The organism is Longimicrobiaceae bacterium (genome assembly GCA_035696245.1).
Taxonomy (GTDB): Bacteria; Gemmatimonadota; Gemmatimonadetes; order Longimicrobiales; family Longimicrobiaceae; genus DASRQW01.
The window spans coordinates 1-24,177 of the sequence record DASRQW010000438.1 but is presented as its reverse complement, the minus strand read 5'-3'; the positions used below and the strand labels follow the sequence as shown (position 1 = coordinate 24,177).

Below are 24,177 nucleotides of genomic sequence, written 5' to 3'. Positions count from 1 at the left end.
GGCGGGCGGCGTCTCGTCGCTCTTCCTGGGCATCGACCACGCGCGCTTCCTCCAGCGCGAGCTGCTGGAGTCGGCGCGCATGCGCGAGGCGTACGGCGTGCGCAACGCCAGCCCCGTGCTGGACGCCAAGGAAGTTGAGGTCGTCGCACGCGGCCGCACGCTGAAAGCCATGGCCACGGGCGAGATCCCCTCGCGCGCCCGCGACGCCGGCGCCGTCCCGCAGCTGCTCTCCGGACGGTGGATGGACAGCGACGCGGACCGCCGCTGGGCCGCGCCCGGGCAGGACGAGCTGTTCCGCGAGATCGACCGCTTCCACCTCCCGCGCGGCGCCGCGGCGCACGACTCCACCTGGGCCGAGTGGCACTACTTCAACGTCGTGCTCGCGCCCGACCGCTGGGTGTATGCCACGCTCATGGTCGCCGGCCGCGTGAACGAGCCGGGGCGCTGGGGTGGCCGCATCCTCCTCACCGTCCGCGAGCCCGACGGGACGCACCGCTCGCTGCACCGCGACCTGCCGGACCGCGACGTGCGCTTCGACACCGCGTCGCCCGACCTGCGCTTCGGCGACCGCGCGTTCGTGCGGATGTCCGGCGGCACCTACCACGTCGTCGCCGATGCAGGAGATGCGCGTATCGACCTGCGCCTCGTCCCCGCGCCGCACCGCTACTTCCCCGCGACCGATCTGGGCGGGAGCACGCTCGTCTCCGGCTACGTCACGCCCGCGCTCTACGCCACCGCAAGCGGCAGCGTCTGCCTGCCGCGCTGCGAGACCGTGCGCGGCGCGCAGGCCTACCACGACCACAACTGGGGCGTGTGGGGCAACGTGTCGTGGGAATGGGGTTCCGCGTCGGATTCGGCCGTCTCGCTGCTGTACGGCGTGGTCCGCGGCGACTCCACCGCGACCGAGGGGATGTTCGCGTACGTGGTGGATGGGCGGGGGGTGCGCGGCGTCTACCGTCCCGGCGCGTTGCGCTACACCGCCATGCAGCCCGCCACCATCGCCGGCCGCACCGTCCAAGTCCCCCGGCAGATGCGGTTCGAGGATGCGCGCCAGGGCTTCGCCGTCACCGTCGACGTCGCCGCCGTGCACGTCACCGACAACGGCCCGCCCCGCCGCGCCCGCCGCTACTTCGTCCAGATCCGCGGCATCGCCACCGTCCGCGAGCGCGGCCACGTCGTGGGCCGTCTCCCCGGCTTCTTCGAGACGTACGTGGACTGAGCACGGCGTCGCCCGGTCGGCCTTCTCTCCCTGCGCCCCGGTGCGGCACGGCGGATGCCCTTCGGTGCGGCTCGCATCCGCGCATCCGCACCCTCGGAGAACCGCCATGGCGTTTCAGGTCCGCAGCTCCGGCTGCCTCTTCAGCATCATCGCCTCCGTCGTCCTCACCATCATCCTCAACCTCGCCATGCGCGGCTGCTCGCATTACTGAGCCCGCGCAATTGCAGCGCGTCCTCTTCAGAACGTCATTCACCGTTCCATGATCTACACATTGTTCCTTCAATAAGGAACAGTTTCGTTAACAGGAACGAGATGATGGGGATTCGATCACTCTTCGCCCCCATGCTCACGTCAGCGGCTGTTGGCCCGCAGCATCTCGGCAAGGTCGGTGAGGTGGCCTTGCAGGTCCGCCCGTGCCGCCGCGGTGCCGAGCGTGCGCTCACGTTCCGCGAGGGCTTCCGCCGCCTCGTCCACCGTGCGGGACGCGGCACCGCGCAGGGCAAGCTCCAGTTGGCTCGCGGCATAGCCCACGTCGCTCCGCGTCTCGCGATGGGATGCGGAGATCTCCGCCAGGTCGGCTTCGATCCGGGTTGCGACCTCCTCCCCGGCGGCCATGAGGTCGCGGAGGTAGAGGAGGTCCTTCGCGCGCTTGGCGTTGCCCTCGGCCGCGCCGGAGCCGCGGTGGGTGAAGGTGCTGGCCTTGTTCACCACGTACGCGCCGAGGCGTGGCACCGTCACCTGCACCTCTGCGAGGCGGCCGCTGGCGAGCCCCGCGGGAACGGCGAGCGTGGTCGTGTGCCGCCGCATCACGCGCAGGTGCTGGAGCGGGATGGCGCCCAGGTGCCGCTGGTCGCCCACTGCAACCGGACGCCCCAGGCCGCGCGCCGTGCCCATGTGCGGCACCAGGAACTCGACCTTTTCGCCCCGCGCGACGTCGCCGATCCACACGGCGGCACTCGCGTCATGCGGCTCGAAGCCGGCGCCGGAAAGGATCTCGGCGATCGGCCGGCGTCCATCCGCCGGAACCGGGCGCTCGATCAGGATGTCCACGTCCGCGGTGAACGAGACGGACGCAGCCCATCGCCGGAACCCGCCGTACTGCCGGTAGAGGTACGGCACCCATCCGCCGATCACCACCACCTCCGGCAGGTACGCGCGAAGCTCCCAGATCACCCGCGCGAAGGCCCGCTCCTCCCGCCCGTCATCCATCGGCCCACCCCAGCACGGCTTGCAGCAGATGCTCCGCCTGCTCGCGGCCGCGCACCGGGTACTGCCACAGGTCCAGCGCCAGCTGCAGCGTGCTGACGATCGGCATTCCATCCGCCTCCTGCACCCCGAACCACGCGGACGTCTTGTAGTACGGCTTCATCAGCACCACGCGCCCGTCCGAGGCCGGTGTCCATCCCGCTGCGCGGCCCAGCTCGGCCATCGCACGTCCGTTCGCCGCATCGACGTAGACGTGAACGCGCCCGTCATCGTCCTGCACCGCGTGGGGGGCGATGCGCGAAGCGCCGGCGTGCATCGTCAGCGCCCACCCGGTTTCGCCGAACACGTCGGGCAGTCGGCGGACGAAGCGGTCCACGCTGCCGATGGGCGCGTGGAACGCCTGGGACCGGTTGCGCGTCCAGTCGTAGATCGCCGCCCATCGCTCGAACAGCCGTACCGGGTCGTCCACGCGGATGCGCGAGGACCGGCCTTCGCGCTCCGCCCGCACGAGCCCGCGCGCCGCGAGGCTTCGGACTACGCGCGAGGTGGAGCCCAGCCCCGTCCCCACGGCAGATGCCAGCTCGCGCACGCCCCACACGCGCTCCGGCGATGCCAGCAGCAGCCGCGGCACCATCGACGCACGGTCGGCGAACGGATCCGCGAACGGCTGCGCATCGGCCGTCCCGCGCGTAGCCGGCTCCAGGTCGCTCCGGTCGATGAGCAGCCCCGGGAGGTTCAAGTGCACGGCGCCGGACAGGTCTACGAAACTCTCCCCCCGCTCGCGCATCCCCTGCCGCACCGCCTGCGACGCCCTCGCGAGCACACGGACCACGTTGGCGCCAGTGGCGAAGCTCTCGGCCGAGTTTGGCTCCACCAGCCGCACCGCCACCTCCTTCCGCCCGCTCCCGGTGCGAACGTGCACCGGCAGTCCCGGCTTCCTGTCCGGCGTGCGCGCGCCCACGCCGATCCCGGGCCCCAGGTTCCGGGCGAGGAGATCGAGGGCCTTCTGCAGGAGTGGCGTGGCTGCGGGAAACGCTTTCATTGTAGCGGTTCGTTCCTTCCGAATAGCATTGTTCCTCTAACAAGGAACAATGCGCGGCCGGTGGAACGATGTCAACGGCCCAGTTCACCCCGACGCCTGCGCCTCCGGGCCGCGGATCTCCTTCTCCTCTTCCTTCACGCGCACGGCGCCTTGCTCGGGCTCGATGCCGCGGCCGCGGCGAGTGGCCCAGCTCTGCGTGAACTCCGCGCCGAAGAGCAGGATCATCGACGAGTAGTAGATCCACACCAGGATCAGCGCCAGCGAGCCCGCGGAGCCGAACGCGCTGCCCGGGTCGCTGTTGCCCAGGTACAGGCCCAGCACCAGCTTGCCCGCCAGGAACAGCACCGTCGTGGCGATGGCGCCCACCCACACGTCGCGCAGGGCGATCTTCGCGTCCGGCAGGATCTTGAACATCGCGGCGAACAGGCTGGAGATCACCACGAACGAGATCGCCATGTTCAGCGCTTCCAGCAGCGTGGCGGACAGGCCGCCGGGCACCATGCCGCCCAGGGCGTTGCCCAGCGCGGTGAGCGCGGCGCTCAGCGCGAGCGAGACGAGGAGCAGGAAGGCGATTCCCAGGATCAGCCCGAACGAGAAGAGCCGCTTCACCACGAAGTTCTTGAGGCCACCCTGCTTGGGGTCCGGCTTCACCTCCCATGCGCGGTTCAGCGCCGCCTGTAGCTGCCCGAACGCGCCCGTGGCCCCGAAGACCAGCGCCAGCACGCCGAAGACCGAAGCGATGGAACGTCCGCTCCCCGGCCGGTCCGCATGGGCGATGATGGTGCGCACCTCCTCCGCCCCCCCGCTGCCGATGAGCGACGAGATCTGCCGCTCCAGCGCGCCTTGCACGTCCTGCGGGTCCATCACCGCGCCCACGACCGCCAGGATGAGGATAAGCAGCGGCGGCAGCGAGAACACCGTGTAGTACGAGATGGCCGCCGCCTGCTGCGGGCAATCGTCGTCCAGGAAGTCCGTCACGCTGTCCTTCAGCAGCCCGAAGCCTTCCTTCCACCAGCTCGCCATCTCCCCGCCCTCCGCGCGTGTGCCCCCCGCGTGTGAGCGCGCCCGCAGGTGCAAGCGTGGTTCCAGCCCGCGCGCAGTGCCCGGTGCGAGTACATCCGGGAGCTATCTCGATCTCACCCGAGAGATGCTCGGAAGAGACGCGGCAGATTCCCGTTTGACGGATGAAAACGAGAACGCCCGGCAGCCTGGTACATGGCTGCCGGGCGTTCGCTGCGTGCGATGACCGTGCGTCAGGGCGCGACGAAGAGGGCGACGTAGCCCAGGAGCGCCAGCGCGAACACGACGCTGAAGCCCAGGTAGCCCGCGACGAGCGCGGCGGCGGACTTGAGCGCCGACTTCACGGGCGACCCGAACAGCCCGATCGCGGCGTGGATGCAGACGGCGAGGTAGATGGCGTAGCTGGCCTTCATCGCCACGTCCACCGAGGCGTGCAGGCCCACGATCAGCACGGTGGATGCGACGGCGTACAGCAGCGCCGCGTGCCCAAAGGCGTACAGCGTGAAGACGAAGCTCTCGGCCAGGTTGATGCCGCTGTTGCGGAAGAGCAGCCGGATGGTGAGCGCGAACGGCACGCCCATCAGTATGCTCGTGTACGTGAACTGGCGCGACAGGGTGAAGAGCGTGGTGCGGTAGAACTCCGCCTGGCGCGGCGAGAAGATGAGCGAGAAGCCGGACTCGGACTGCGCCATGGTGTCGCGCATCCACGCCACCATCTGCGCCTCGTACAGGTTGGACAGCAGCAGCCACGCCGCCGTGCCGAAGAAGAGGTACGCCAGGGGGCTCACATAGCGGCGCCGCTTGCCCGTCACGTAGTCCGCGATCAGCCCGCCGGGGCGCGTGGTCATCTCCACCGCCGTGCGCAGCAGCGCGCCGTCCAGCGACAGCACCTGCGAGACGAGGTCGCTCGCGACGTGCGCGACGGTGAGCCTTTCCTGCCGCGCGCTCTGGCCGCAGCCGGAGCAGAACCCGCCGGAGAGCGGCGTCGCGCAGTTCAGGCACGCGCCCGGCACGGCGGCGGCCTGGACGGCCGGCTCGGCGGTCGCTTCCAGCGCGGCGGATGCGGTGAGGGAGATGTCGGACATGGGACGCCCGTGGTGCGGAGGTTCGCGGGACGCGAGAGGGCGGAGATGCGGCCTCAAGCTAAAGCAATGTCGTCACCTGGGCAAGAAACTTTTGATTACAGATGTTCGGGAGATGGATAGCGTGGGACGATGCCGGTCCACCCGCCGGGTGTTCGCATCGGATGATGTGGATCGCCCTGGAAGCACGGCCGAAGATCGTCTCAGGCGATGAACCGCGGCGCGTTCGGAGAGTGATCGGATGCGATGAATCGCACTCCGACAAGTGCAATCACGATGTGGGGTTAGTTGCGGCGCCTGGTGTCGGGAGATGCCAGGGTGCCGACGCCGGGCACGCGTCAGCAGCGGGTGCAGATGCGTTCGAGGAGGGCGACTACGACGGGGGCGAGGATGGCGGTGGCGAGGCCCATCAGCCCGATGGCGAGGCCGCTGGTGGCGCCTTCCACCTCGCCCTCCTCGACGGCGCGGGCGGTGCCGACGCCGTGAGCGGCCGCGCCCATCGCCAGCCCGAACGCGGTGCGGCTGCGGATGCCCGCCGCACGAACCAGCGCCGGCCCCGCCACCGCACCCACCACGCCCGTCGCGATCACCAGCGCGGCGGAGAGGGACGGCAGCCCGCCCAGCTTCTCGGAGATCCCCATCGCGATCGGCGTGGTTACGGACCGCGGCGCGAGCGAGAGCACCACGCGACGCGACGCGCCCAGCGCCGCCGCAACGCCCACGGCGGAGACGATCCCGACGAGGCTGCCCGCGGCGATGGAGACGAGCACCGCGCGGCCCCGGCGCGCGACCTCGTCCATCTGCAGGTAGAGCGGGACGCCGAGGGCGACGACGGCGGGGCCGAGCCAATACGTGATCCACCGCCCGCCCACGTCGTACGCGTCGACGCTCGTTCCCGTCCACCGCAGCAGCGCGATGAGCACGGCGGCGGAGACGAGCACCGGGTTCAGCAGCGGGCTGCGCGCGCGGACGTAGAGCCGCTGCGCCGCGGCGTACACGGCGAGCGTCGCGGCGATGGCGAGAAGCGCGGGGAGCACGCGGTCAGCCATGCCGCTCCAGGCGTTGCTGGAGCAGGCCGACGGTGAGCAGCACGGCGGCGGCGCTCGCCAGGCTTGCGGCGGTGATGGGCAGCCACTCCGCCCGCAGCAGCCCGAAGTGCAGCATCAGCCCCACGCCGGAGGGCACGAAGAGCAGCCCCATGTGCCGCACCAGCAGCTCGGCCGGCGCGCGCACCAGGCGCAGCGGCACCACGCCCGCGCGCAGCCCGCCTGCGAGCAGCACCATCCCGATCACGCTGCCCGGCACCGGCAGCCGTAGCGTCGCCGCGACGAGGTTCCCGGCGTACATCAGCGCGACGAGGACGAGCAGCCCCGCAGCGCCCTCCGCCAGCCGTCGCACGGCCGGCCCGCCCCGCATCTCCCGCATCTCCCGCATCTCCCGCATCTCCCGCATCTCCCGCATCTCCCGCATCTCCCGCATCTCCCGCATCTCCCGCATCTCGCACCAGAACTGGAAGGCTGGGAAAACGAAGAGGGCGGCCGCGTGGCCGCCCTCTTCGGGTACAGCTCGCCGCGCGGGCTAGACGACCGGGCGGCGACCCGTGATGAGCCGGAAGATGATCACGATCACGGCAATCACGAGAAGCAGGTGGATCAGGCCGCCAGCCACATGGAAGACGGCGAACCCGAGGATCCACAGGACGAAGAGGATTACCGCGAGAGTCCAGAGCATGTTCGAGTCTCCTGATGCGTTTTCCCGGATCGCGGATCCGAGGCGTTCCCCACCCGCCGGCCCCGCCGCACGTGCCGGAAGTGCATCAGGCGTGCCATCCGCGCCAGGCGCCGCCTGGATTCGCCCCGCCGGATGGCGTCCGGCTCGGCGCGTTACTCCTTGAGCACCATGTCGATGCACATCACCGCCGCCAGGATCAGCTTGCGCGCGGGGTCGTCGGCACCCACGGCTTCGGAGATGCTGAGCACGTAGTTGTCGGCGCTGGTGAACAGCTCCTGGCCGATGCCCGCCCACTTCTTGCTCACGTGCGCCAGCTCCCGCTCGCCCACGATGAAGCGGAAGTCCCAGCCCGTCCACTTGCCCTTCAGGGTGCAGATCACGTTCTCCGCCGCGTCCAGCACGTCGAACGCGCCGCCCAGCGAGAACACCTTCTGGCGGAAGCGGCCGATCACGCCGGTGCCGTCCACCACCTCCACGCGCGAGCGCAGGAACGAGACCCCGCGCCGCACTTGCACGATGAGCCGCCCGTCCGGCGTGCGGATGCGCACGTCGAACGGGGTCATGCGCTTGTAGCTGCTGAAGCGCAGCAGGCGCGTGAGCGGCCCCAGCGCCTCTTCGCGGCAGTGCAGCACGATGGCGCCCGTCTCCGGGTCGTACACGTCGTAGTCGTTCGCGGCCTTGAGCAGGCCGATGTGCTCCTTGACCAGGAACGTGTTCTTGGCGAGCGGGTTGGGGTTCTGCATCTGTATCGGCACGGGATTGGTCGGGAGAAGGGCCGTCCGGGTGGACGGAAGACGGGGCCGTCCGCGGCCGGGGCATGTGCTTTGCTCGCTTGGCGCTGCGCGGGTCACATCCTACCTTGGCGCAAGGCGCAAACCCATGGACATCCTCACCTGGATCATCGTAGGGCTCATCGCCGGCGTGCTGGCGTCGCTGGTGATGGGCGGCACGGGCTACGGCATCATCGGCGACATCGTCATCGGCATCGTGGGCGCGTTCGTGGGCGGGTGGCTCTTCCGCCAGCTCGGCGTCAACTCGCCCATGGGCGGGCTGGCAGGCACCATCTTCGTGGCGTTCATAGGCGCCGTGGTGCTGCTGTTCATCCTCCGCCTCATCCGCGGCGCCGGCCGAAGAGGCTGACGTCCGGCGGGAAGATCGGTAGATGTGGAGCGGCGGAGATGCGGTACGGTCTCCGCCGCTTCCGCGTTTCGGATTCGAAGCTTCGGGCCTCGGATGCTCGGCGTCGGATCCCAGGCCTGCGGCCTCGGACGTCAGATGACAGGCATTGCTCGATCGCCTGTTCTCGGACGTCGGATGCCGATTTCCGGGCGGCGGCGCGAATCCGGAGATACGTCGCCGGGGCACGCCTGGCGGCCGAAGCCGCGGCTACGAAGGCACCAAGCCCACCTTCGTGGGCTGCTGCCGCGGCATCGGACCGGTTCGGATGCGTTCAGCGATCCACCGGCGGTGCATCTCCCGGCCGGTGAAGGAGATGCACTGCGGCGAAAGGAACGCGGTCAGGAGCGGCGGCGGCGGCGTTTGGTGGCGCGGCCGCTGCCGCACTGGGCGCGATAGTGCTTGGGCGCGCCGGCTTCGGGGAAGAGGGCGCGGGCGGCATCGGCGTGGGGGATCAGGCGCTTGCACTGGCCGCGGCCGGAGTACTTCTGCGCCAGGATCATGTGGATGCGGTAGCTGCCCGGGTCCATCGCCGACGCGCGCTCGATCTCGGCCGTGCGGCCCGTGGCATCCACGATCTGCATCGACACCGTCTGCAGGGCGCTGCGCAGGACGAGGGCGCCGCCCATCGCCAGCACCAGCAGCACGCCCAGCACGCGCACGAACACCGGCACCGGCTTGGCCTCGGCACGCGCGGGGGCCGACAGGGCGCCCAGAGTGGTCCAGACCAGGAAGGCGGGCGCGGGCAGCAGCAGCACGGCGTCGAAGACGCCCACGACGACGGCGGCCACCAGCGTGGCGGCGAGCGCCAGCGCGGCCATCTCCTCCTCGGGCCCCTCCGCGTTCCGCAGCCAGCGCCAGGCGCCGCCCGCCATGAACAGCATGGCCCCGGCGATGAGCAGCAGCGCCGCGGGGCCGCGCTCGCTCAGGTATGCGAACCAGTCGCTGCTGGGCCACGGGTTGCTGGTGACGCCCGCCTCGTCGGACATGGACGGGTCGCTCGCCTTGGCGAAGCGCGGGTACACCACGCTCCAGTTGCCGGGGCCCACGCCCAGCAGCGGGTGGTGCAGCGCCATGTTGGCGCTGTTGCGGTACTGCACCAGGCGGCCCGCGCCGCTGCCCTCCTTGTAGTTCACCAGGCCCTTGGCGGACTCGGCGTATGGGTTGTCGCTCTTCCAGTGCAGGCTGTTGGGCAGCAGCAGCGCGCCCGCCACGCCGCCGGCCACGAACAGCAGCAGCAGGAAGATGCGGCCCGCCATGCGCAGGTCGCGGAACAGCCCGCGCGCCAGGAAGACGAACGGCGTGAGCGCGATGGCGCAGGCCGCGATCGCCAGCCAGGCGGCCCGCGAGCGCGACAGCACCAGCGCCGCCGCCACCAGCGCCAGGCCCACCGCGCTCAGCAGCGTGCCGCCCGCGCCCTTGGCCCGCAGCGCGCAAAGCACCAGCACCGGCAGCCCGAACGCGCACAGGTGCGCCACGAAGTTGCGGTTGCCGAACGTGCCGCCGGGCGCGCGGTTCAGGCTGAAGAAGTCCGTCTGCACGCCGTACGTCTGCAGCAGGCAGGTGAAGGCGCCCAGCGCCACCGCGAACGCCAGCGCGTTCAGCAGCGGCCCGTACAGCCCCACGCGTGCCACCCGCCGCGCGCACCAGAACAGGACGACGCTGGAGAGGGTGATGCCCAGCGCGCGGCCCGCCATCCACGGGTTGGTCGCCAGCGCGGCCGACACGGCGCTGAGGACCAGGAAGCCCGCCAGGCACGCATCCACCGCCGTGAGCGCCATGCGGCGGGCGCCGACCAGCAGCAGCACGCCGGCGATGAGCGCCGTGGCGTGCAGGACCAGCTCCTTGGGTATGAAGTAGCGGTCCAGCTCGAAGAGCTTGAACGGCACCGCCGCCAGCACCACGGCGATGGCACCCAGCTGCATCACGCGTAGCGCCAGGCGCTCGGCGCCGGTCGCCCCTGCGTAGGGCGGAAGGGTGATGTGGACCTCGGGCCTCAAGGCATTCTTTCCGGGTGAGGAGGAACGGCGCGGCGCCGGGCAGCCACCGCGTGCCGACAGGATAGGACGTTCCCGCGCGAAAGTCCACGCCGCCAGCCGCGCGGAGGTGGCCGGACGAGACGCCGCATCGCCGCCCGCGGGCATGCGCCGACCCGCACGCCGGCCGGCACGGAAGGCGCAACACCGCGCTCCCGATGCGGCCTCGCTGCGGAAGCACGGTCGCACACACAGGTGCGGCGTTACGCCGTTCGACGACCCTCCTTTCACCTGCGGCCGGTGACGCGGCGGTAGAAGACCAGCAGGACGTGAGATGCGCATCGGGGAGATGCGAGGCCTGGCATCTCCCGTCCGGCGAAGCTTGTCCGCGGGGCCGGATTCCGATACTCTGACGATGCGGGGCGCGGATGCCTCGCCCGTGCTCCGGAATCCGCCTCGCCGGTCCCTGCCCCACCGCGTTCCCAGGCCTCGCCATGACCACTCGCCGCAGCTTCCTGACCATCGCCGGAGCCGGTGCCCTGCTGGCCGCCAGCGGCGAGACGCGCCTCGCAGGGGCCGCGGCTGCGCAGCGCCCCACGACCGCGACGAATGCGTGGGACCTGAGCTGGGTAGACCGGCTGGCGGGGAAGAAGCACAAGGCGGTCTTCGACTCGCCTTCGTTCTCCGAGGGCGAGTCGGTGTTCCGTGCGCTGCTGTGGATGGACCAGCTCAAGGAGATATACGGCGCCGCGAAGAGCGACATCGGCGCGGTGCTGGTGGTGCGGCACACGGCCATGCCGCTGGTGATGAACGACGAGTACTGGAGCCGCTTCCAGGTCGGCAAGCGGGTGAAGATGAAGGACCCCGCCACGGGGCGCTGGGCCACCAAGAACCCGTTCATGACCACGCCGCCGGGCACGCCGCCGCAGTTCGCGGACTACAACACGCCCACGTTCATGGCGAACGGCGGGACGATCCTGGCGTGCAACATCGCGCTCCAGCAGGCCGTCCGGAACTTCGCCACCGCCGACAAGCTCTCGCACGACGCGGCGCAGGAGCGCGCCCAGCAGCATCTGCTCCCGGGCGTGATCCTCCAGCCCTCCGGTGTCTTCGCCGCCCTCACGGCGCAGGAAGCCGGCTGCTCGTACATCCTGGCGAGCTGACCCGCAGCCGTTTCGCCGCCGGATCGCCCGGCCGCTGAAGCCGCGGCAGAATCGGCTTCGCAGGCAGCGGCGAGCGGGATGCATGGAAAGTGGCGAGATCGCCGGATGTGCGCGCGCAACCGCACACCGGGCCGCGAGGAATCTTGCAGCGACATCCCACAGCAAAAACCAGATCGCAGCCCGCCGGGATTTTCCGCGGCGGGCTGCTTTCACCCGGGCGCCGGATCTGTGTAGGATATGGCAACGTTCAGGGGGCACTCCATCCGGAGTGCCCCCCTTGTTTCATCTGCCCCGATGGCGCCGCGTCTCAGCAGTACGTGGAGATCGGCTCAGGGGCGCACCACGGCGGGGCGGGGCACGAGTAGCAGGAATCCTGGCGACCCGTGTTGCACTCCTCGCCGCTGGGGAAGGTGTAGGTGTGGGCGTGCACGGTCCCCTTCTGGCCGCCCGTCCCCGTCATGCCGAACGAGTCCACCTTCACCTGGTCGAGGTCGAGCTTGAGCTTCTTCATGGATCGCCTCCTTGGAGCGGGATGGATGGGCCGCGACGTCCTGTCGCATCTATTGTACCATACTTCGGCGTCAACCGACAATAGTGATCGCAGAAAACTGTGTCTGTAATCCGCCAGCGTGGGGCCTACAAAGGCGCTCGCGACCCATCCCACCCGGAGGTGATCAGTAGCTCATCCGCACTCGTCTGTGGACGAGGCCCGGCACCCGGCCACCAGCCGGAACTCCACCCCGCGTTTCGTCGCACCCGATCGCCCGTGTGCCCCGGCACTACGATTGGACAGCAGCAACCAACAGCAATGCCGGAGGATGGCGCGAAGCCCTACCAGGCGCCCGAGCTTCGTCTCACTTCGCCAGCCCCGCCATGATCGCAGGCACCTCGTCCAGCAGCTCGCGGGCGAGGAAGCCGAGCGGGCGCGTGCGGCCGAGCACGTTGCCCGCCTCGCCGTGCAGGAACACGCCCCAGCACGCCGCCACCGCCGGTTCCGCCCCGCGCGCCGCGAGCCCCGCGACGAGCCCTGCCAGCGTGTCGCCCGATCCGGACGTCGCGAGGCCGACCGAGCCGCCTGCGTAGCGATAGAGCGCGCCGTCCGGCGTGGCGACGTGCGTCTCGGATCCCTTCAGCGCGACCACGATGCCCAGATCCGCGGCAGCGCGGCAAGCAGTCCCGGCCGGATCCGCATCGACCTCGTCCTTGCCGATGCCCAGCATCCCAGCCATCTCGCCGGCGTGCGGCGTCACGACCACGCGGCCGCGCAGGCGCTTCAGCGCGCCGCGCTCGTTCGCCAGGCCGGCGAGGGCCCCCGCATCCAGCACCAGCGCGGGCCGGTCCACCTCCGCGAGCACAGCGGAGACGAGCTTCCGCACCGCATCCGGGTCCATCATCCCCGGCCCGATCAGCAGCGCCTCAGCGCGGGCGGCGCGCTCCAGGATCGCGGCGGCGGCGCGGGGGGCGATCCCGCCCGCCTTCGTCTCCGGCAGGCCCAGCGCCAGGCACTCGGGCACCGTCACGCCCACCAGCGGCGCGACGCTCCGGGACGTGGCGAGCTGCAGCTTGCCCGCGCCCACCCGCAGCGCCGCGATGCCCGCCAGCACGATCGCGCCGGGCACGGAAACGGCGCCGCCCACCACCATCACCCGACCCCGCGACTCCTTGTCGCCGCCCTCGTCCGGACGCGGCAGCGACATGCGGCGCAGCGACGCGGCGGTGACGGGCTTCGGGCGCGGCGCGGACTTCTTCCCACGCGCGTCGCTCACTTGACCGCCACCTTGGCGTCCGGCCGCGACGTGACCTCGGCGCCGGCGCGCTCCAGCGGCGCGACGAAGTTGAACAGCTCCAGCTCCATCTTCCCGTGCTTGCCCACCGACGGGTCGAAGCGATACGACGTGACCGAGCAGTTCGCCACCTCCTCCGCGCGGTCGATGGCGAGGATCTGGTCCTCCGTCATGCACTCCATCAGGTAGCGCATGCACAGCACGATCACCTGGTGGCAGACGATGAGCACGCGCTCGCCGCAGTGGTGCAGCGTGATGGTGTCCAGCGCGCTCCGCAGCCGCAGGATCACGTCGCACCAGCTCTCGCCGCCGGGCGGGCGGTGGTAGAACTTGCCCAGCAGCCGGCGGAACTCCGCCTGGTCGGGAAAGCGCTCCTCGATGCCGTAGCGCGTGAGGCGGTCCAGCACGCCGAACTCCTTCTCGCGCAGCCGCTCGTCCACGATGGAGTCCTCGGCCTCGCGCGACAGGCCGCCCGCCTCGCGGATCAGCTCGGCCGTGCGGCGCGCACGCAGGTACGGCGACGCGAGCACCACGGTGGGCCGCTCCTCCTCCGGCATGCCGGCGAACCAGCGGCCCAGCGCCGCCGCCTGCTCCTCGCCCAGCGGGCTGAGCGGCACGTCCACGTCGCGCATCGCGAGGTCGATGGTGGGCAGGCGCGCCGCGAACGCCGCATCGCTCGCCACGTTGCCCGCGCTCTGCCCGTGCCGCACGACCCACAGCATGTCCGGCCACTTCTGGTCCGCCCGATCCGTCCGCTCCATACCGACTTCCCGTTCTCCGGTATCTTCCCGTCTCCGCCGAACCCCTCCGCTGGGTCAAAGAGCGTACCATCGCCCACTGTGTCCTTGATTGCGTGGGTTCTGGAGCTGCGAAGCGGGTGGCGGACGGGGCGAGAGATGTGGGGGTTGCCTGTAGATGATCACCGTCGCGTGATGGGTGTGAGGACGCAGCATCAATTCGCGAGATGCGCAGGGTCGGATTCGTACGGAACCCGGGAAGATCAACTCGCCTTCGCGGAGTCTCACCGAGGCGGTTCGGACCATCGGCAGCAGCCCACGCCGGTGGGCTTCGTGCCGTCGTAGCCCGCGGCTTTAGCCGCCAGGGCGATGCCGGCCGCACCGATTCTCCCGGATTTCGTATCCAGCCGATTCTGGGGAGATGGAGATGCGATCGAATCTTCCCCTTCACATCTGCCACATCTCCCGAAAACAGCGAGGCCGCGGAAACCATGACGGTTCCCGCGGCCTCGTTCGATGTCGTCCCTGCGATGCGCCTCAGGCTTGCGGGCCGCGGGAGATGCGGCGCGGGTCATCGCCCCGCTCGATGCGGTCGGCCAGCTCGAGCATGCCGGCGAAGACGTCGCGAGCGGGAGCGTTCTCGTCGCCCACGCCGATCTCGGCGTTCGCGTCGATGGCCTGCTCCAGCGCGATCACGGCGCGGCGGAGAGAGTCCGCGCGGCCGCGGCGGTCGCCGGGGAGCGGAGCGGCGGGCACGGCGCCGTCGGCCGCCGGAGCGTGAGCCACCACGGGCTCGCCGGTGCGCAGCCAGCCGGACCGGGCGCGGCGGCGGCGGCGCACCTTCTTCTCGTAGAAGTCGCGGCCGGCGTCCGTCACTTCCAGCTTGCCCTGCGCCGTCGCCACCAGCCCGCGGCCGTGCAGCGCGCGCACCACGCGGCCGTCCACGTCGTCCACGGGTACCCCGCCGCTCTCCTGCACCAGGCGGCGCAGCAGGTCTTCCTGCAGCGGGTTCAGCTTCGGCTCGCCCGTCTCGTCCTCCACGGGCGCGGGGGCGGCGGGCCTGCGCACGCCCACCGTCCGCGCGGGCGGCTCCGGCTCCGCGGCGCGCTCGGCGAAGAGCGGCGGGGCCGGGCGCGAGGGAAGCGACGGCGCGGGCGTCTTCTTCAGCGCGCCACGCCCTTCCGCGCTGATGATCGCGAAGCCCGCCATGCGGCGCACGTATCCGCGCGCGGTGAGCGTGGCAAGCTCCGCTGCGGGGAGCTTGTCGTCGTCCACGGCGCCGCCCGCGACCAGCAGGTGGCTCAGGACGCCGGACTCGGCGGGGGTGAGCATGTCGTTCATCGGTTGCGCTTCAGGATTGCACCGCATCTCCAGCGAAATGACGGAGACGATGCACGTTCCCCGCGAGCCCGCGGGCGGATTTCGCATCTTCCCGTACGTTCGGTAGATGCGGAGATTGCGACGGTGTGGTCAGGATGGAACAACGATAACGCGCATCGCGCGAAAACGCCATGCCGGAGCGGCGCAAAACCCGCGCGCCGTCTCGCATCGGGCGCGTCATACACCCGCGCGCCATGCCGGTGCCCGCATCACCCGGGCGATGCGGAATCGCCGAACCTACGTGGAGCTTCCCGGCTCCACCGGCTCGGCATACGGCGCCAGGACCTCGCCGTATTCGTCGAACAGGATGGGCGGACTGGCGGCCTTTTCGCGCTCCACCATGGACTTGAGCATCAGCGCGTTGGTGACGCCCTTGCCGCGGAAGTGGTTGTTGGTGACGACGTAGACGTCTTCCGTCTGCGGCTGGGCGGCGATCTCGGCGGTGCGCTTCGCCCACGGCTCCAGCTCCTCGGCGCGGTACAGGTAGTTGTAGCGCGCCTCGGGCGGGGCCTTGTCGCGGAACCAGTCCTGGTAGTTTCGCCCGTGCACCCGCACGTAGCCCACGGGCGACGTGGAGACCGCGCTGGGCTCGAGGGAGTCGCGGAAGAGCGGCTGGTCGATGTTCACGAACCCGATCCCCCGGTCCGCCAGCCCGCCGAAGAAGTCCGGCGTGTTCCACGACGAGTGCCGCACCTCCAGCACCAGCGGGAAGTCCGCGAAGGTCTTCGCCACGTCGTCCAGCCACTCGCGGTTCTCGTCCGTGCGCCGGAACGACCACGGGAACTGGAGCAGCAGCGCGCCGAGCCGCCCCTCCTCCAGCATCGGATCGAACGCGGCGCGCGCCTCGGCCACCTCCGCCGCCGTCCACGCGGTGCCGCGCTGGTGCGTGAAGCGCTGCCACAGCTTGGCCGTGAAGCGGAAGTTCGGCCGGTGCCGCACGCGGTCCAGCCACAGCCGCCCGGTGCTCTCCTTCGCCGGGCCGTAGAAGGTCGAGTTGACCTCCACCGTGTCGAAGTATTCGGCGATGTACACCAGCGGGTCGAAGCCCTTGGGCCGCGGGTTCGGGTAGACCACGCCCGCCCAGTCCTTGTACTGCCACCCCGCCGGCCCGTATCGGATCATCGTCAGCCTCCGCGCGTCCACGCCTCGCTCGTAGATGCGCGGCGGAGGGCAGGAAGCGTTCCCGTGCGGCCGGTGGGCAACGCAGGGCGCGGCATTTGCCCGCGGCGCCTCGTATGAGCGAGCGCGACGAGAAGGCGCACCCCAAGTCGATCCTGGAGCCGGAGACGGGCACCCGCCTCTCGGCCGTGGAGATCCACGAGAACATCCGCGCCCCCGCCGAGGAAGAGATGGAGCGGCCGTTCTCCGCGCTCCTCTTCTCCTCGTTCGCGGCGGGCATGCTGATGGGCTTCAGCTTCCTGGCCGCCGCGTTCGCCAGTTCCCTCGCGCCGGAGCACCTGAAGCACGCCGCCGCGTCGGCCGCGTACCCGCTGGGGTTCATCTTCGTCGTGCTCGGCCGCAGCGAGCTGTTCACCGAGAACACGCTGGAGCCGGTGATCCCCCTGCTGCACAACCGCGACGCGAAGACTCTCCGGGGGATGCTGCGCCTGTGGGGCATTTTGCTCGTGGGCAACCTGCTGGGCGCGCTCGTCTTCGGCTGGGTCCTGGCGCACACGCAGATGGTGGAGGAATCGCTGCGGCCCTCGCTCTCGCACCTGGCGGAGAAGGCGACGAGCGACGGCTTCGGCCTAACGCTCTACCGCGGCATCTTCGCGGGCTGGCTGATCGCGCTCCTCGCCTGGCTGCTGGCCTCCACGCGCGACAGCATCGCGCACATCTTCCTGATTTGGATGTTGACGGCACCCATCTCCGCCTTCCACTTCCGCCACTCCATCGCCGGCGCGGTGGAGGCGTTCTACCGCGCCGCCGCGGGCGAAGCGTCTTGGGGGCAGTTGGCCGGCTCCTTCATCGTCCCCGCCATCCTTGGCAACGCCATCGGCGGCGTGGTGCTCGTCGCCCTGCTCAACTACGGGCAGATCAAGGAAGAGCACGAGGAGAAGCACGGGTAGAATGCAGTTCATCATCCAATCTTGCCCGTAACCGAAACGCCGCCCCAGTTCGCGACTGGATGCGGCGTTTGTGCGATAGCCAGAGCTTGCACCCGGCAAACCGGCATGCCTCGACCCCACAACTGCTCAAAGTAGCGAGCAGTCGTGGGATCATTCAGTTCCTACCCCCGTCCACGCGGACGAATCTCGAGCCGCGTGAACGGTCGGGGCGTGTAACCGTCAGGGGCAGACGTACACGCAGGACTCCTGCTGGCAGTTCGTCTGGCAGGTGGCACACGTGCCGTAGCACGACGCGCCGCAGGTGCCGTTGCAGGTGTTGTAGCAGCTGAGGCAACTGGCACAACTGGGATCGCAGGTGGCGCACGTGTTGTTACAGCTAGCCGCCGCACACGTTTCGAACGGCGAAAGGCACACGTGCGAATGCGCCTTCACCGTGCCGCGCCGCGCCTCCGCGGGCGAATTGGTATCGAACGATTCGACGGAAAGCTGGTCCAGATCGAGCTTCAGCTTGTGCATGAGGCCTCCCCGGTGATTGGGTGCACGCCACAGCCGGGTCGGCGGCCACCGACCCCGTACACCCAATTTAAGCACCACAAACTGTCTGCGCCACAATTTGGGAGAGTTCGACATCTTTTCACGGGATACTACCGCGCCTCCCGAGCCATTCCACCGTAGCTCTTCAATATGGAGGCGCAAGCCTTTCGGGTATCCACACGTGACTACGTCAGGCCGAGGGGCTCCATCAAAAATATGTGATGGGCTACTGCTCTTCCTGGGTTCTCTCGCTGTCCTTGGGCGGGCGGCCAGCTTTTCCCGCTCTCCTGCGGCGGATATGGAGGATCTTCTCGAACGAGGCGTGGACGACGCCTTCGGCATCGGCGAGGTCCACGTGGTAGATGCGGTCGATTGCGCGGGTGCGGGTCAGCTCGTCGCGGATGGCGTCCAGCTCCGCATCGTCGATCACGAAGCGCGCAAAGAGCGTGGTGCGCCCCGGCTTGCGGAAGCGGATGGACGCGGCCTTGTCCCACACCACGTAATCCGGCCCCAGGTTGCGGATGAGCATGATCATGTAGATGGGGTCGATCGCCCCGTACATGCTGCCGCCGAAGATGGTGCCCACGTAGTTGCGCGTCCGCAGCGTGAGCGGAAGCCGCACGCGCACCTCGCGCGTGTCCGCGGCCAGGTACGTCACGCGCGCGCCGGTGGCCCAGTACGCCGGGAACAGGTTGGTTCGCCAGCGCCAGATGCGGGATTCGAGCGATTCGGGCATGCGGCGGGATTCGGAGCGGAAGTAGAACGGTCGTCGGGAGATGGAGATGCGGCGATGCGGATACCGCGCCAGCACGGCACCCACCACTCCGGAAAGCTCACGGCGGATGCGCGGGCTACGGCCTGGGCGTCTTCTTCTTGAGCGACCACACGAACGTGAAGCGCGCTGCCACCGTCCCGTCCGGCAGCGTGCCCACGGTGGAGAGCTCCGCCGTCACGCCCTCGCCCGTGGCGACGGTCTCGCGCACCGCGGCGAACACGCGGTCACCGTCCTCGCAGGTGAAGGTGAGCGTCTCCGTGGCCTTCTTCTCGAAGGTCGCTGTCATGCTGCCCACCAGCATGGACACCGGCACCCCGGCCGACTCCACCGCCAGCAGCGTGAGCGCGCCCGTGGACAGCTCCGCCGCCATGGCCTGCGCGGCGAAGTAGGTGGAGCGGAACGGGTTGGTGCTGCGCCAGCCGTACGGTACGGTGACCTCGCAGCGCTGCGCCGTGAGCGTGCGCACCTTCAGCCCGGCGAACAGCGCCAGCGGCAGCTTCGCGAGGAAATACGCCCGCAGCCCGGCGGCCGTCAGCATCCGCCTTCGCACCTTCTCCGCTCCTGCCGACAGCCCCGCCGCCGCCACGCTCTCGCTCATCCGCCTCTCCCCGTCGATTCAGTAGATGCACACCCTGCCCGTCACCCATCCGACAACATAGCACCGCCGAACCATCCACGCGGCATTTATGGAGCACTCACCACGCAACACCAGAACCCACGCGGTAGCCTCACCCGCCAGGGTTGATCCGCATCCAAGGCATCCGTCATCCGCACGCGAACAATTCAGCGCGCGACCCCGACCTCCCCCGCCTGAGCCCGAGCCGGCCCCGTCTCGCCTACATCACCCGTCAGGAACGCGACCGCCGCGCGAACCACCTCCGGCGCGCGCAGGATCCGCCGGTGTCCCTCGCCGTGAACGGTCAGCAGGCGCGCGCCGGGCCACGCCGCGGAAAGCTCCAGCGCGTCCGCGTACGGCACCTCGGCATCTTCCGGATCGTGTACGATCAGGGCGCGGACCTTTCCCAGCCCCCGGGCGGCCTCGCCAACGTGCAGCTCGTGCGCGTTGCGGCCCACCCGGCGCGTCGCGAGTTCGCGGAAGCGGCGCGCGACGGCGGGCGTGAGCCCCATCATCGCCTCGTAGCGCGACAGCACGTCGTGCACGGACGACGGCCCGGCGATCATCACCACCTTCGCGACGTCGAGCCCGTCCGCCATCGCGTGCACCGTGGCCGCCACGCCGAACGAGTGGGCGACCACGCCGTCCAGCGGCCCAAGCTCGCGGCCGATGTCCCGCAGCGCATCCGCATACTTCAGCAGGTCCGTGCCCCGGCCGGGCGAGTCGCCGTGCGCGGGCCCGTCCAAGGCGATCACGCGCCGTCCGGCGTCCACCAGCGGCTGCACGAAGGCGCCCAGCTGCGTACCGCGCCCCTCCCACCCGTGCACGAGCAGCACCGCCGGACCCGCGCCCCACTCCGTCGCGCTCAGCCCCGGCCCCACCGTGAACGGGCGGCCCGTCACCATCACCTCGCGCTCGCGCTCCGGGCGCGCGTGCCTGCGCGGGCTGGAGAAGAGGCGCAGCGCCAGCCTCGCCGCCGTCCCCGGCGCCACGTACCCGATCGCCCTCAGCGCCCCGCCCACGATCTTCACCGCCGTCTGCTCATCCATCGCCCCTCCAATCGTCGCCCGATCCGCCGAGACTCCCTGCGTCGAAATCCATCTCCCCGCCATGCCACCAACCATCGGCCTCCGCCAGCACCTCATCGGAAGACGCACATCGAACCCCAACCAACCCTCCCCCAGGCAGTTTTGGGGGAGGGTCGGCGAGCCTAAGCGAGCCGGGGAGGGGGCTCTGTCACACCCGCTCGATGATCGTCGCCACGCCCTGCCCGCCGCCGATGCAGAGTGTGACCAGCGCGGTCGCCAGGTCGCGGCGCTCCAGCTCGTCCAGCACGGTGCCCAGCAGGATCGCGCCGGTGGCGCCCAGCGGGTGGCCCAGCGCGATGGCGCCGCCGTTCACGTTCACCCGGTCGATGTCCACACCCAGCTCGCGCGTGGTCTGGAGCACCACCGCGGCGAACGCCTCGTTGATCTCCCACAGGTCGATGTCGCCCACGCTCATCCCCGCCTTCGCCAGCGCCTTGCGAGAGGTGGGCGCGGGCGCAGTGAGCATGATCACGGGCTCGGTGCCCAGCGTGGCCATCGCGCGGATGCGGGCGCGGGGGCGCAGCCCGTGCGCCTTCGCGTACTCGCCCGAGGCGAGGAGCACCGCCGCCGCGCCGTCCACGATGCCGCTGCTGTTCCCGGCGGTGTGCACGTGCTGGATGCGGCCTGCCTGCGGGTACTTGATGAGCGCGACCTCGTCCAGCGTCTCGCCCGCGGGGCCCACCGGCGTGGCGCCCGCCTTCACGAACGCGGGGTCCAGCCCGGCCAGCGACTCCGCCGTCGTCTCCGGCCGCGGGTGCTCGTCGCGGTCCAGCGCCACCGTGCCCGTCTCCGGGTCGCGCACGGGGAAGATGCCGCGCGCGAACCGGCCCTCGGCGATGGCGCGGGCGGCGCGCCGCTGCGACTCCGCCGCGAACGCGTCCACGTCCGCGCGGCTGAACCCCTCCAGCGTGGCGATCAGGTCCGCGCTGATGCCCTGCGGCACCTGGAAGTGCTTGCCGCGCAGCCGCAGGTTACTGCCGTCCTGCCCCGCGCCGTCGGAGCCCATCGGCACGCGCGACATGCTCTCCACGCCGCCGGCGACCACCACGTCCTGCATGCCCGCCATCACCCCCATCGCCCCGAAGTTCACCGCCTGGAGGCCCGATCCGCAGAAGCGGTTCAGGCTCACCGCGCTCACGCCGATGGGGAAGCCCGAGGCGAGCACCGCGTTGCGCGCCACGTTGCCGCCCTGCTCGTTCACCTGCGACACGCAGCCGATCACCACGTCTTCCACGTCGCCGCGCTCCACCTGCGTGCGCTCGCCCAGGCAGTCCAGCGTCTGCGCCAGCAGCTCCTGCGGGTGGATGCCCGACAGCCCGCCCTTGCCCGCCTTGCCGCGGCCGCGCGGGGTGCGCACCGCGTCGATGATGTATGCGTCCGCCATCGTCCGCTCCTCGTGTGTGTTCGGTAGATGCGCCCCGTCCGGCGAGACCCGCCTGCCGGGGACGTACGAAACGCGGCCGCCCGCCGTCAGGCGCGGGCCGCCGCTTCCAGGTGCCGGTCCAGGTGCTCCACCGCGCGCTGAAGGTGCACGGGGTCGTGATAGAGCTTGCTCATCATGATTGCGCCCTCCAGCAGCGAGATCACCACCGAGGCCGTCTCTTCGGCGTCGGTGGTCGAGCGGAGCTCGCCGCGCTCCACGCCCTTCTCCACCGTGCGGCACACCATGGCGCGCCACTCCTCCATCACGGCCAGGGCGCGGGCGCGCAACTCGGGGTTGCCGTCGTCGTTCTCGATGGCGGTGTTCATCACCGGGCACCCGCCGGGGATGGGCGGATCGATCACGTACTCGCGGAAGACACCGACGATAGCGCGCAGCCGGTCCACCGCGTTGCGCTTGCCGTCCAACGCGGCCACGAAGCGGGCGCGGACGAGGCCCACCGCGTGGTCGAACGCCTCCAGCGCCAGCCGCTCTTTGCTCTCGAAGTGACGGTAGATGCCGCCCTTGCGCAGCCCGGTGGCCTCCATCACGTCCGCCATCGACGCGCCGGCGAAGCCCTGCCGGTTGAAGAGCACCGCCGCCCGCTCCAGGATGTGCTCGCGCGTCTGCTCGCCCTTGCCCATGCTCGCCTCGATTCAAGAATGCGACCGATCGGTCTCAAAATGCGCAGATCGTCTCCAGCACGCAAGCCCCGCTGTCGGACGAGCATCGGGAGGTCACATCGGATGAACGTCCGCAGGCCTCATCGGCCGCGGGGAAAGTGCGGACGGTAGATGCGGATCATCCGGCGGATCCGCCGCGTCGGTCGAGCGACGCCGCGCATCCGCGGGGTTGCGGCGGGGGGCGCGGGAGATGATCCTCATCGGCGGAAGGTTCCCGGCGGAGAATGGTGCCGCCGAACGGAGCTCGCCCCGCATCTACCGACTTCCCACATCTGCCGAGAGCACCATGAACACCGGACGCATGGAAGCGTTCAGCGACGGCGTGATGGCCATCATCATCACCATCGCCGTGCTGGAGATGAAGGCGCCGCACGGGGCGGACGTGGCCTCGCTGCGGCCGGGGCTGCCGGTGTTCCTGTCGTACCTGCTGAGCTTCGTGTACATCGGCATCTACTGGAGCAACCACCACCACATGCTGCACGTGACGCGGCACGTGGATGGCAACATCATGTGGGCCAACCTGCACCTGCTGTTCTGGCTCTCGCTGGTGCCGTTCGTGACGGGCTGGATGGGCGAGAACCACTTCGCGCCGGTGCCCACCTCCGCATACGGCGTGGTCCTGCTGATGGCCGCCATCGCGTACTTCATCCTCCAAGCCACCATCTTGAAGCGCGAGGGCCCCGGCTCCGTGCTCGCGCGGGCGCTGGGGCGCGACCTGAAGGGCAAGGTCTCTCCCGTCCTGTACCTCGTCGGCATCGGCGGCGCCTTCGTGAGCACGTGGATCTCGGGCGCGGCGTACGTGGCCGTCGCGCTCATCTGGCTCGTCCCCGACCGCCGCATCGAACGCGCGCTCGAGTCGCACCACGCCGCCCACGGCACGGACGCAGCCTAAACGGAGCCGACGGCCGCCGCGGAGGGATGAGCCATCCGGGCGGATCGGGGAACGGCCACACCGGCGGCGGATTCCCGATCGGTAGATGCACGGCGTCCGAACGCATGAGTCATCCCGGATTTTCGGGATTGGACCGAACGTGACGTAACGCCAAGCCCCCCGATGGTCACGTCCATCGGAGGGCTATCGAATGCGATGCGGCGGACTGGAGCCACGCCGACGGGTCAGTCACCGCGCCCGAGCAGTTCCTTCTTTTCGTCCCCGGTAAGTTCGGCCTCCGTCGGACGCTTACTGTCGCCGGCGAGCTCTCGCCGTTCAGCCCGTCTGGCTATGGCCAGCGAACCAGCAGCGCAGACTGCGCTCGCCATGGTGAGGGGCGGGCCGAACACCAGGAACTCTCCCCACGAGTCGCCCCCTCGAAGGGCCGCGCCAACGACGAAGATCCCGGACAGAAGGAGGCCACTCGCGGCACCATACCCCGCAAAGCGCGAAAGAGACGTGCGATCGAACCCACGACGGCCCTCGATCCCCGCGAGGATCCCGGTGAACAGGATGCCGGTAGCAAAGCCGAGCGGAGCAAACAG

26 protein-coding genes are annotated in these 24,177 nt (G+C 70.2%); 5 read left to right on the top strand and 21 right to left on the bottom strand.

Features of this window, described 5'->3' with window-relative positions; all coding sequences use genetic code 11:
- On the top strand, positions 1-1,219 hold a 1,219-nt coding region (locus VFE05_19780; GenBank protein HET6232325.1), incomplete at its 5' end, for a hypothetical protein.
- Between the two features lie 351 nt (positions 1,220-1,570).
- Here the strand turns inward: VFE05_19780 and VFE05_19775 are convergent.
- From VFE05_19775 to VFE05_19740, 8 genes are all read right to left on the bottom strand, one after another.
- On the bottom strand, positions 1,571-2,428 hold the full coding sequence (locus VFE05_19775; GenBank protein HET6232324.1) for a hypothetical protein: 858 nt from the start codon (positions 2,426-2,428) through the stop codon (positions 1,571-1,573).
- Positions 2,421-3,467 carry a type IV toxin-antitoxin system AbiEi family antitoxin gene (locus tag VFE05_19770; GenBank protein ID HET6232323.1) on the bottom strand — a complete coding sequence of 349 codons (1,047 nt, stop codon included), beginning with the start codon at positions 3,465-3,467 and terminating at the stop codon, positions 2,421-2,423. Before VFE05_19770 ends, VFE05_19775 begins: the two co-directional genes overlap by 8 nt.
- A gap of 84 nt (positions 3,468-3,551) precedes the next feature.
- A complete protein-coding gene (locus tag VFE05_19765) occupies positions 3,552-4,490 on the bottom strand; it encodes a YihY/virulence factor BrkB family protein (GenBank protein HET6232322.1) in 939 nt (312 codons plus the stop codon).
- A 230-nt stretch (positions 4,491-4,720) separates the two neighbouring features.
- Complete coding sequence (locus VFE05_19760; GenBank protein HET6232321.1) at positions 4,721-5,572, bottom strand: DUF3667 domain-containing protein; 852 nt, start codon at positions 5,570-5,572, stop codon at positions 4,721-4,723.
- Positions 5,573-5,907: 335 nt separating this feature from the next.
- Complete coding sequence (locus VFE05_19755) at positions 5,908-6,618, bottom strand: LrgB family protein (protein HET6232320.1); 711 nt, start codon at positions 6,616-6,618, stop codon at positions 5,908-5,910.
- Complete coding sequence (locus VFE05_19750; protein HET6232319.1) at positions 6,611-7,057, bottom strand: CidA/LrgA family protein; 447 nt, start codon at positions 7,055-7,057, stop codon at positions 6,611-6,613. Before VFE05_19750 ends, VFE05_19755 begins: the two co-directional genes overlap by 8 nt.
- A 90-nt stretch (positions 7,058-7,147) precedes the next feature.
- Positions 7,148-7,300, bottom strand: a complete 153-nt coding sequence (locus VFE05_19745; GenBank protein HET6232318.1) for a lmo0937 family membrane protein — start codon at positions 7,298-7,300, stop codon at positions 7,148-7,150.
- Positions 7,301-7,452: 152 nt separating this feature from the next.
- Positions 7,453-8,043: a phospholipid scramblase-related protein gene (locus VFE05_19740; protein HET6232317.1), complete on the bottom strand. Its 591-nt coding sequence runs from the start codon at positions 8,041-8,043 to the stop codon at positions 7,453-7,455.
- Between the two features lie 136 nt (positions 8,044-8,179).
- On the opposite strand from VFE05_19740, the gene VFE05_19735 reads away from it, so the two are divergent.
- Positions 8,180-8,440, top strand: a complete 261-nt coding sequence (locus VFE05_19735; protein HET6232316.1) for a GlsB/YeaQ/YmgE family stress response membrane protein — start codon at positions 8,180-8,182, stop codon at positions 8,438-8,440.
- Between the two features lie 377 nt (positions 8,441-8,817).
- On the opposite strand, the gene VFE05_19730 is transcribed toward VFE05_19735, so the two are convergent.
- Positions 8,818-10,476, bottom strand: a complete 1,659-nt coding sequence (locus tag VFE05_19730; protein HET6232315.1) for an O-antigen ligase family protein — start codon at positions 10,474-10,476, stop codon at positions 8,818-8,820.
- Positions 10,477-10,946: 470 nt separating this feature from the next.
- Between VFE05_19730 and VFE05_19725 the strand changes: the two genes are divergently transcribed.
- The gene (locus VFE05_19725; protein HET6232314.1) at positions 10,947-11,615 is read left to right on the top strand and encodes a hypothetical protein; all 669 of its coding nucleotides are present in this window, start codon (positions 10,947-10,949) and stop codon (positions 11,613-11,615) included.
- Between the two features lie 307 nt (positions 11,616-11,922).
- Here VFE05_19725 and VFE05_19720 read toward each other — a convergent pair whose 3' ends face one another.
- The 5 genes from VFE05_19720 to VFE05_19700 all read right to left on the bottom strand — a co-directional run bounded on the left by VFE05_19720 (position 11,923) and on the right by VFE05_19700 (position 16,638).
- Entirely contained in the window at positions 11,923-12,126 is a 204-nt protein-coding gene (locus tag VFE05_19720; GenBank protein HET6232313.1) for a hypothetical protein, read from the bottom strand.
- Between the two features lie 343 nt (positions 12,127-12,469).
- Positions 12,470-13,381, bottom strand: coding sequence for an NAD(P)H-hydrate dehydratase (locus VFE05_19715; protein ID HET6232312.1), 912 nt, complete (start codon positions 13,379-13,381; stop codon positions 12,470-12,472).
- Complete coding sequence (locus VFE05_19710) at positions 13,378-14,160, bottom strand: histidine phosphatase family protein (GenBank protein HET6232311.1); 783 nt, start codon at positions 14,158-14,160, stop codon at positions 13,378-13,380. The genes VFE05_19715 and VFE05_19710 overlap by 4 nt, the downstream gene beginning before the upstream one ends.
- Before the next feature lie 513 nt (positions 14,161-14,673).
- Positions 14,674-15,477 (bottom strand): hypothetical protein, encoded by an 804-nt coding sequence (locus VFE05_19705; GenBank protein ID HET6232310.1) that lies wholly within the window; start codon positions 15,475-15,477, stop codon positions 14,674-14,676.
- A 276-nt stretch (positions 15,478-15,753) separates the two neighbouring features.
- On the bottom strand, positions 15,754-16,638 hold the full coding sequence (locus VFE05_19700) for a DUF72 domain-containing protein (protein ID HET6232309.1): 885 nt from the start codon (positions 16,636-16,638) through the stop codon (positions 15,754-15,756).
- A 113-nt stretch (positions 16,639-16,751) separates the two neighbouring features.
- Here VFE05_19700 and VFE05_19695 point away from each other — a divergent pair, with 113 nt between their 5' ends.
- A complete protein-coding gene (locus VFE05_19695) occupies positions 16,752-17,585 on the top strand; it encodes a formate/nitrite transporter family protein (GenBank protein ID HET6232308.1) in 834 nt (277 codons plus the stop codon).
- 219 nt (positions 17,586-17,804) lie between these two features.
- Here the strand turns inward: VFE05_19695 and VFE05_19690 are convergent, their stop codons facing one another.
- The 6 genes from VFE05_19690 to VFE05_19665 form a co-directional block, all read right to left on the bottom strand.
- Positions 17,805-18,101 (bottom strand): hypothetical protein, encoded by a 297-nt coding sequence (locus VFE05_19690; GenBank protein ID HET6232307.1) that lies wholly within the window; start codon positions 18,099-18,101, stop codon positions 17,805-17,807.
- Between the two features lie 244 nt (positions 18,102-18,345).
- Positions 18,346-18,855 (bottom strand): DUF4442 domain-containing protein, encoded by a 510-nt coding sequence (locus VFE05_19685; GenBank protein HET6232306.1) that lies wholly within the window; start codon positions 18,853-18,855, stop codon positions 18,346-18,348.
- 115 nt (positions 18,856-18,970) lie between these two features.
- Positions 18,971-19,492: a DUF4442 domain-containing protein gene (locus VFE05_19680; GenBank protein ID HET6232305.1), complete on the bottom strand. Its 522-nt coding sequence runs from the start codon at positions 19,490-19,492 to the stop codon at positions 18,971-18,973.
- 185 nt (positions 19,493-19,677) lie between these two features.
- Positions 19,678-20,559 carry an alpha/beta fold hydrolase gene (locus VFE05_19675; protein ID HET6232304.1) on the bottom strand — a complete coding sequence of 294 codons (882 nt, stop codon included), beginning with the start codon at positions 20,557-20,559 and terminating at the stop codon, positions 19,678-19,680.
- Positions 20,560-20,746: 187 nt separating this feature from the next.
- The gene (locus tag VFE05_19670; GenBank protein HET6232303.1) at positions 20,747-21,982 is read right to left on the bottom strand and encodes an acetyl-CoA C-acetyltransferase; all 1,236 of its coding nucleotides are present in this window, start codon (positions 21,980-21,982) and stop codon (positions 20,747-20,749) included.
- An 86-nt stretch (positions 21,983-22,068) separates the two neighbouring features.
- On the bottom strand, positions 22,069-22,662 hold the full coding sequence (locus VFE05_19665; GenBank protein ID HET6232302.1) for a TetR/AcrR family transcriptional regulator: 594 nt from the start codon (positions 22,660-22,662) through the stop codon (positions 22,069-22,071).
- A 325-nt stretch (positions 22,663-22,987) separates the two neighbouring features.
- On the opposite strand from VFE05_19665, the gene VFE05_19660 reads away from it, so the two are divergent.
- Positions 22,988-23,593, top strand: a complete 606-nt coding sequence (locus VFE05_19660) for a TMEM175 family protein (protein HET6232301.1) — start codon at positions 22,988-22,990, stop codon at positions 23,591-23,593.
- A gap of 224 nt (positions 23,594-23,817) precedes the next feature.
- On the opposite strand, the gene VFE05_19655 is transcribed toward VFE05_19660, so the two are convergent.
- Positions 23,818-24,177 (bottom strand): hypothetical protein (locus VFE05_19655; protein HET6232300.1); only part of this gene is annotated, 360 nt, incomplete at its 5' end.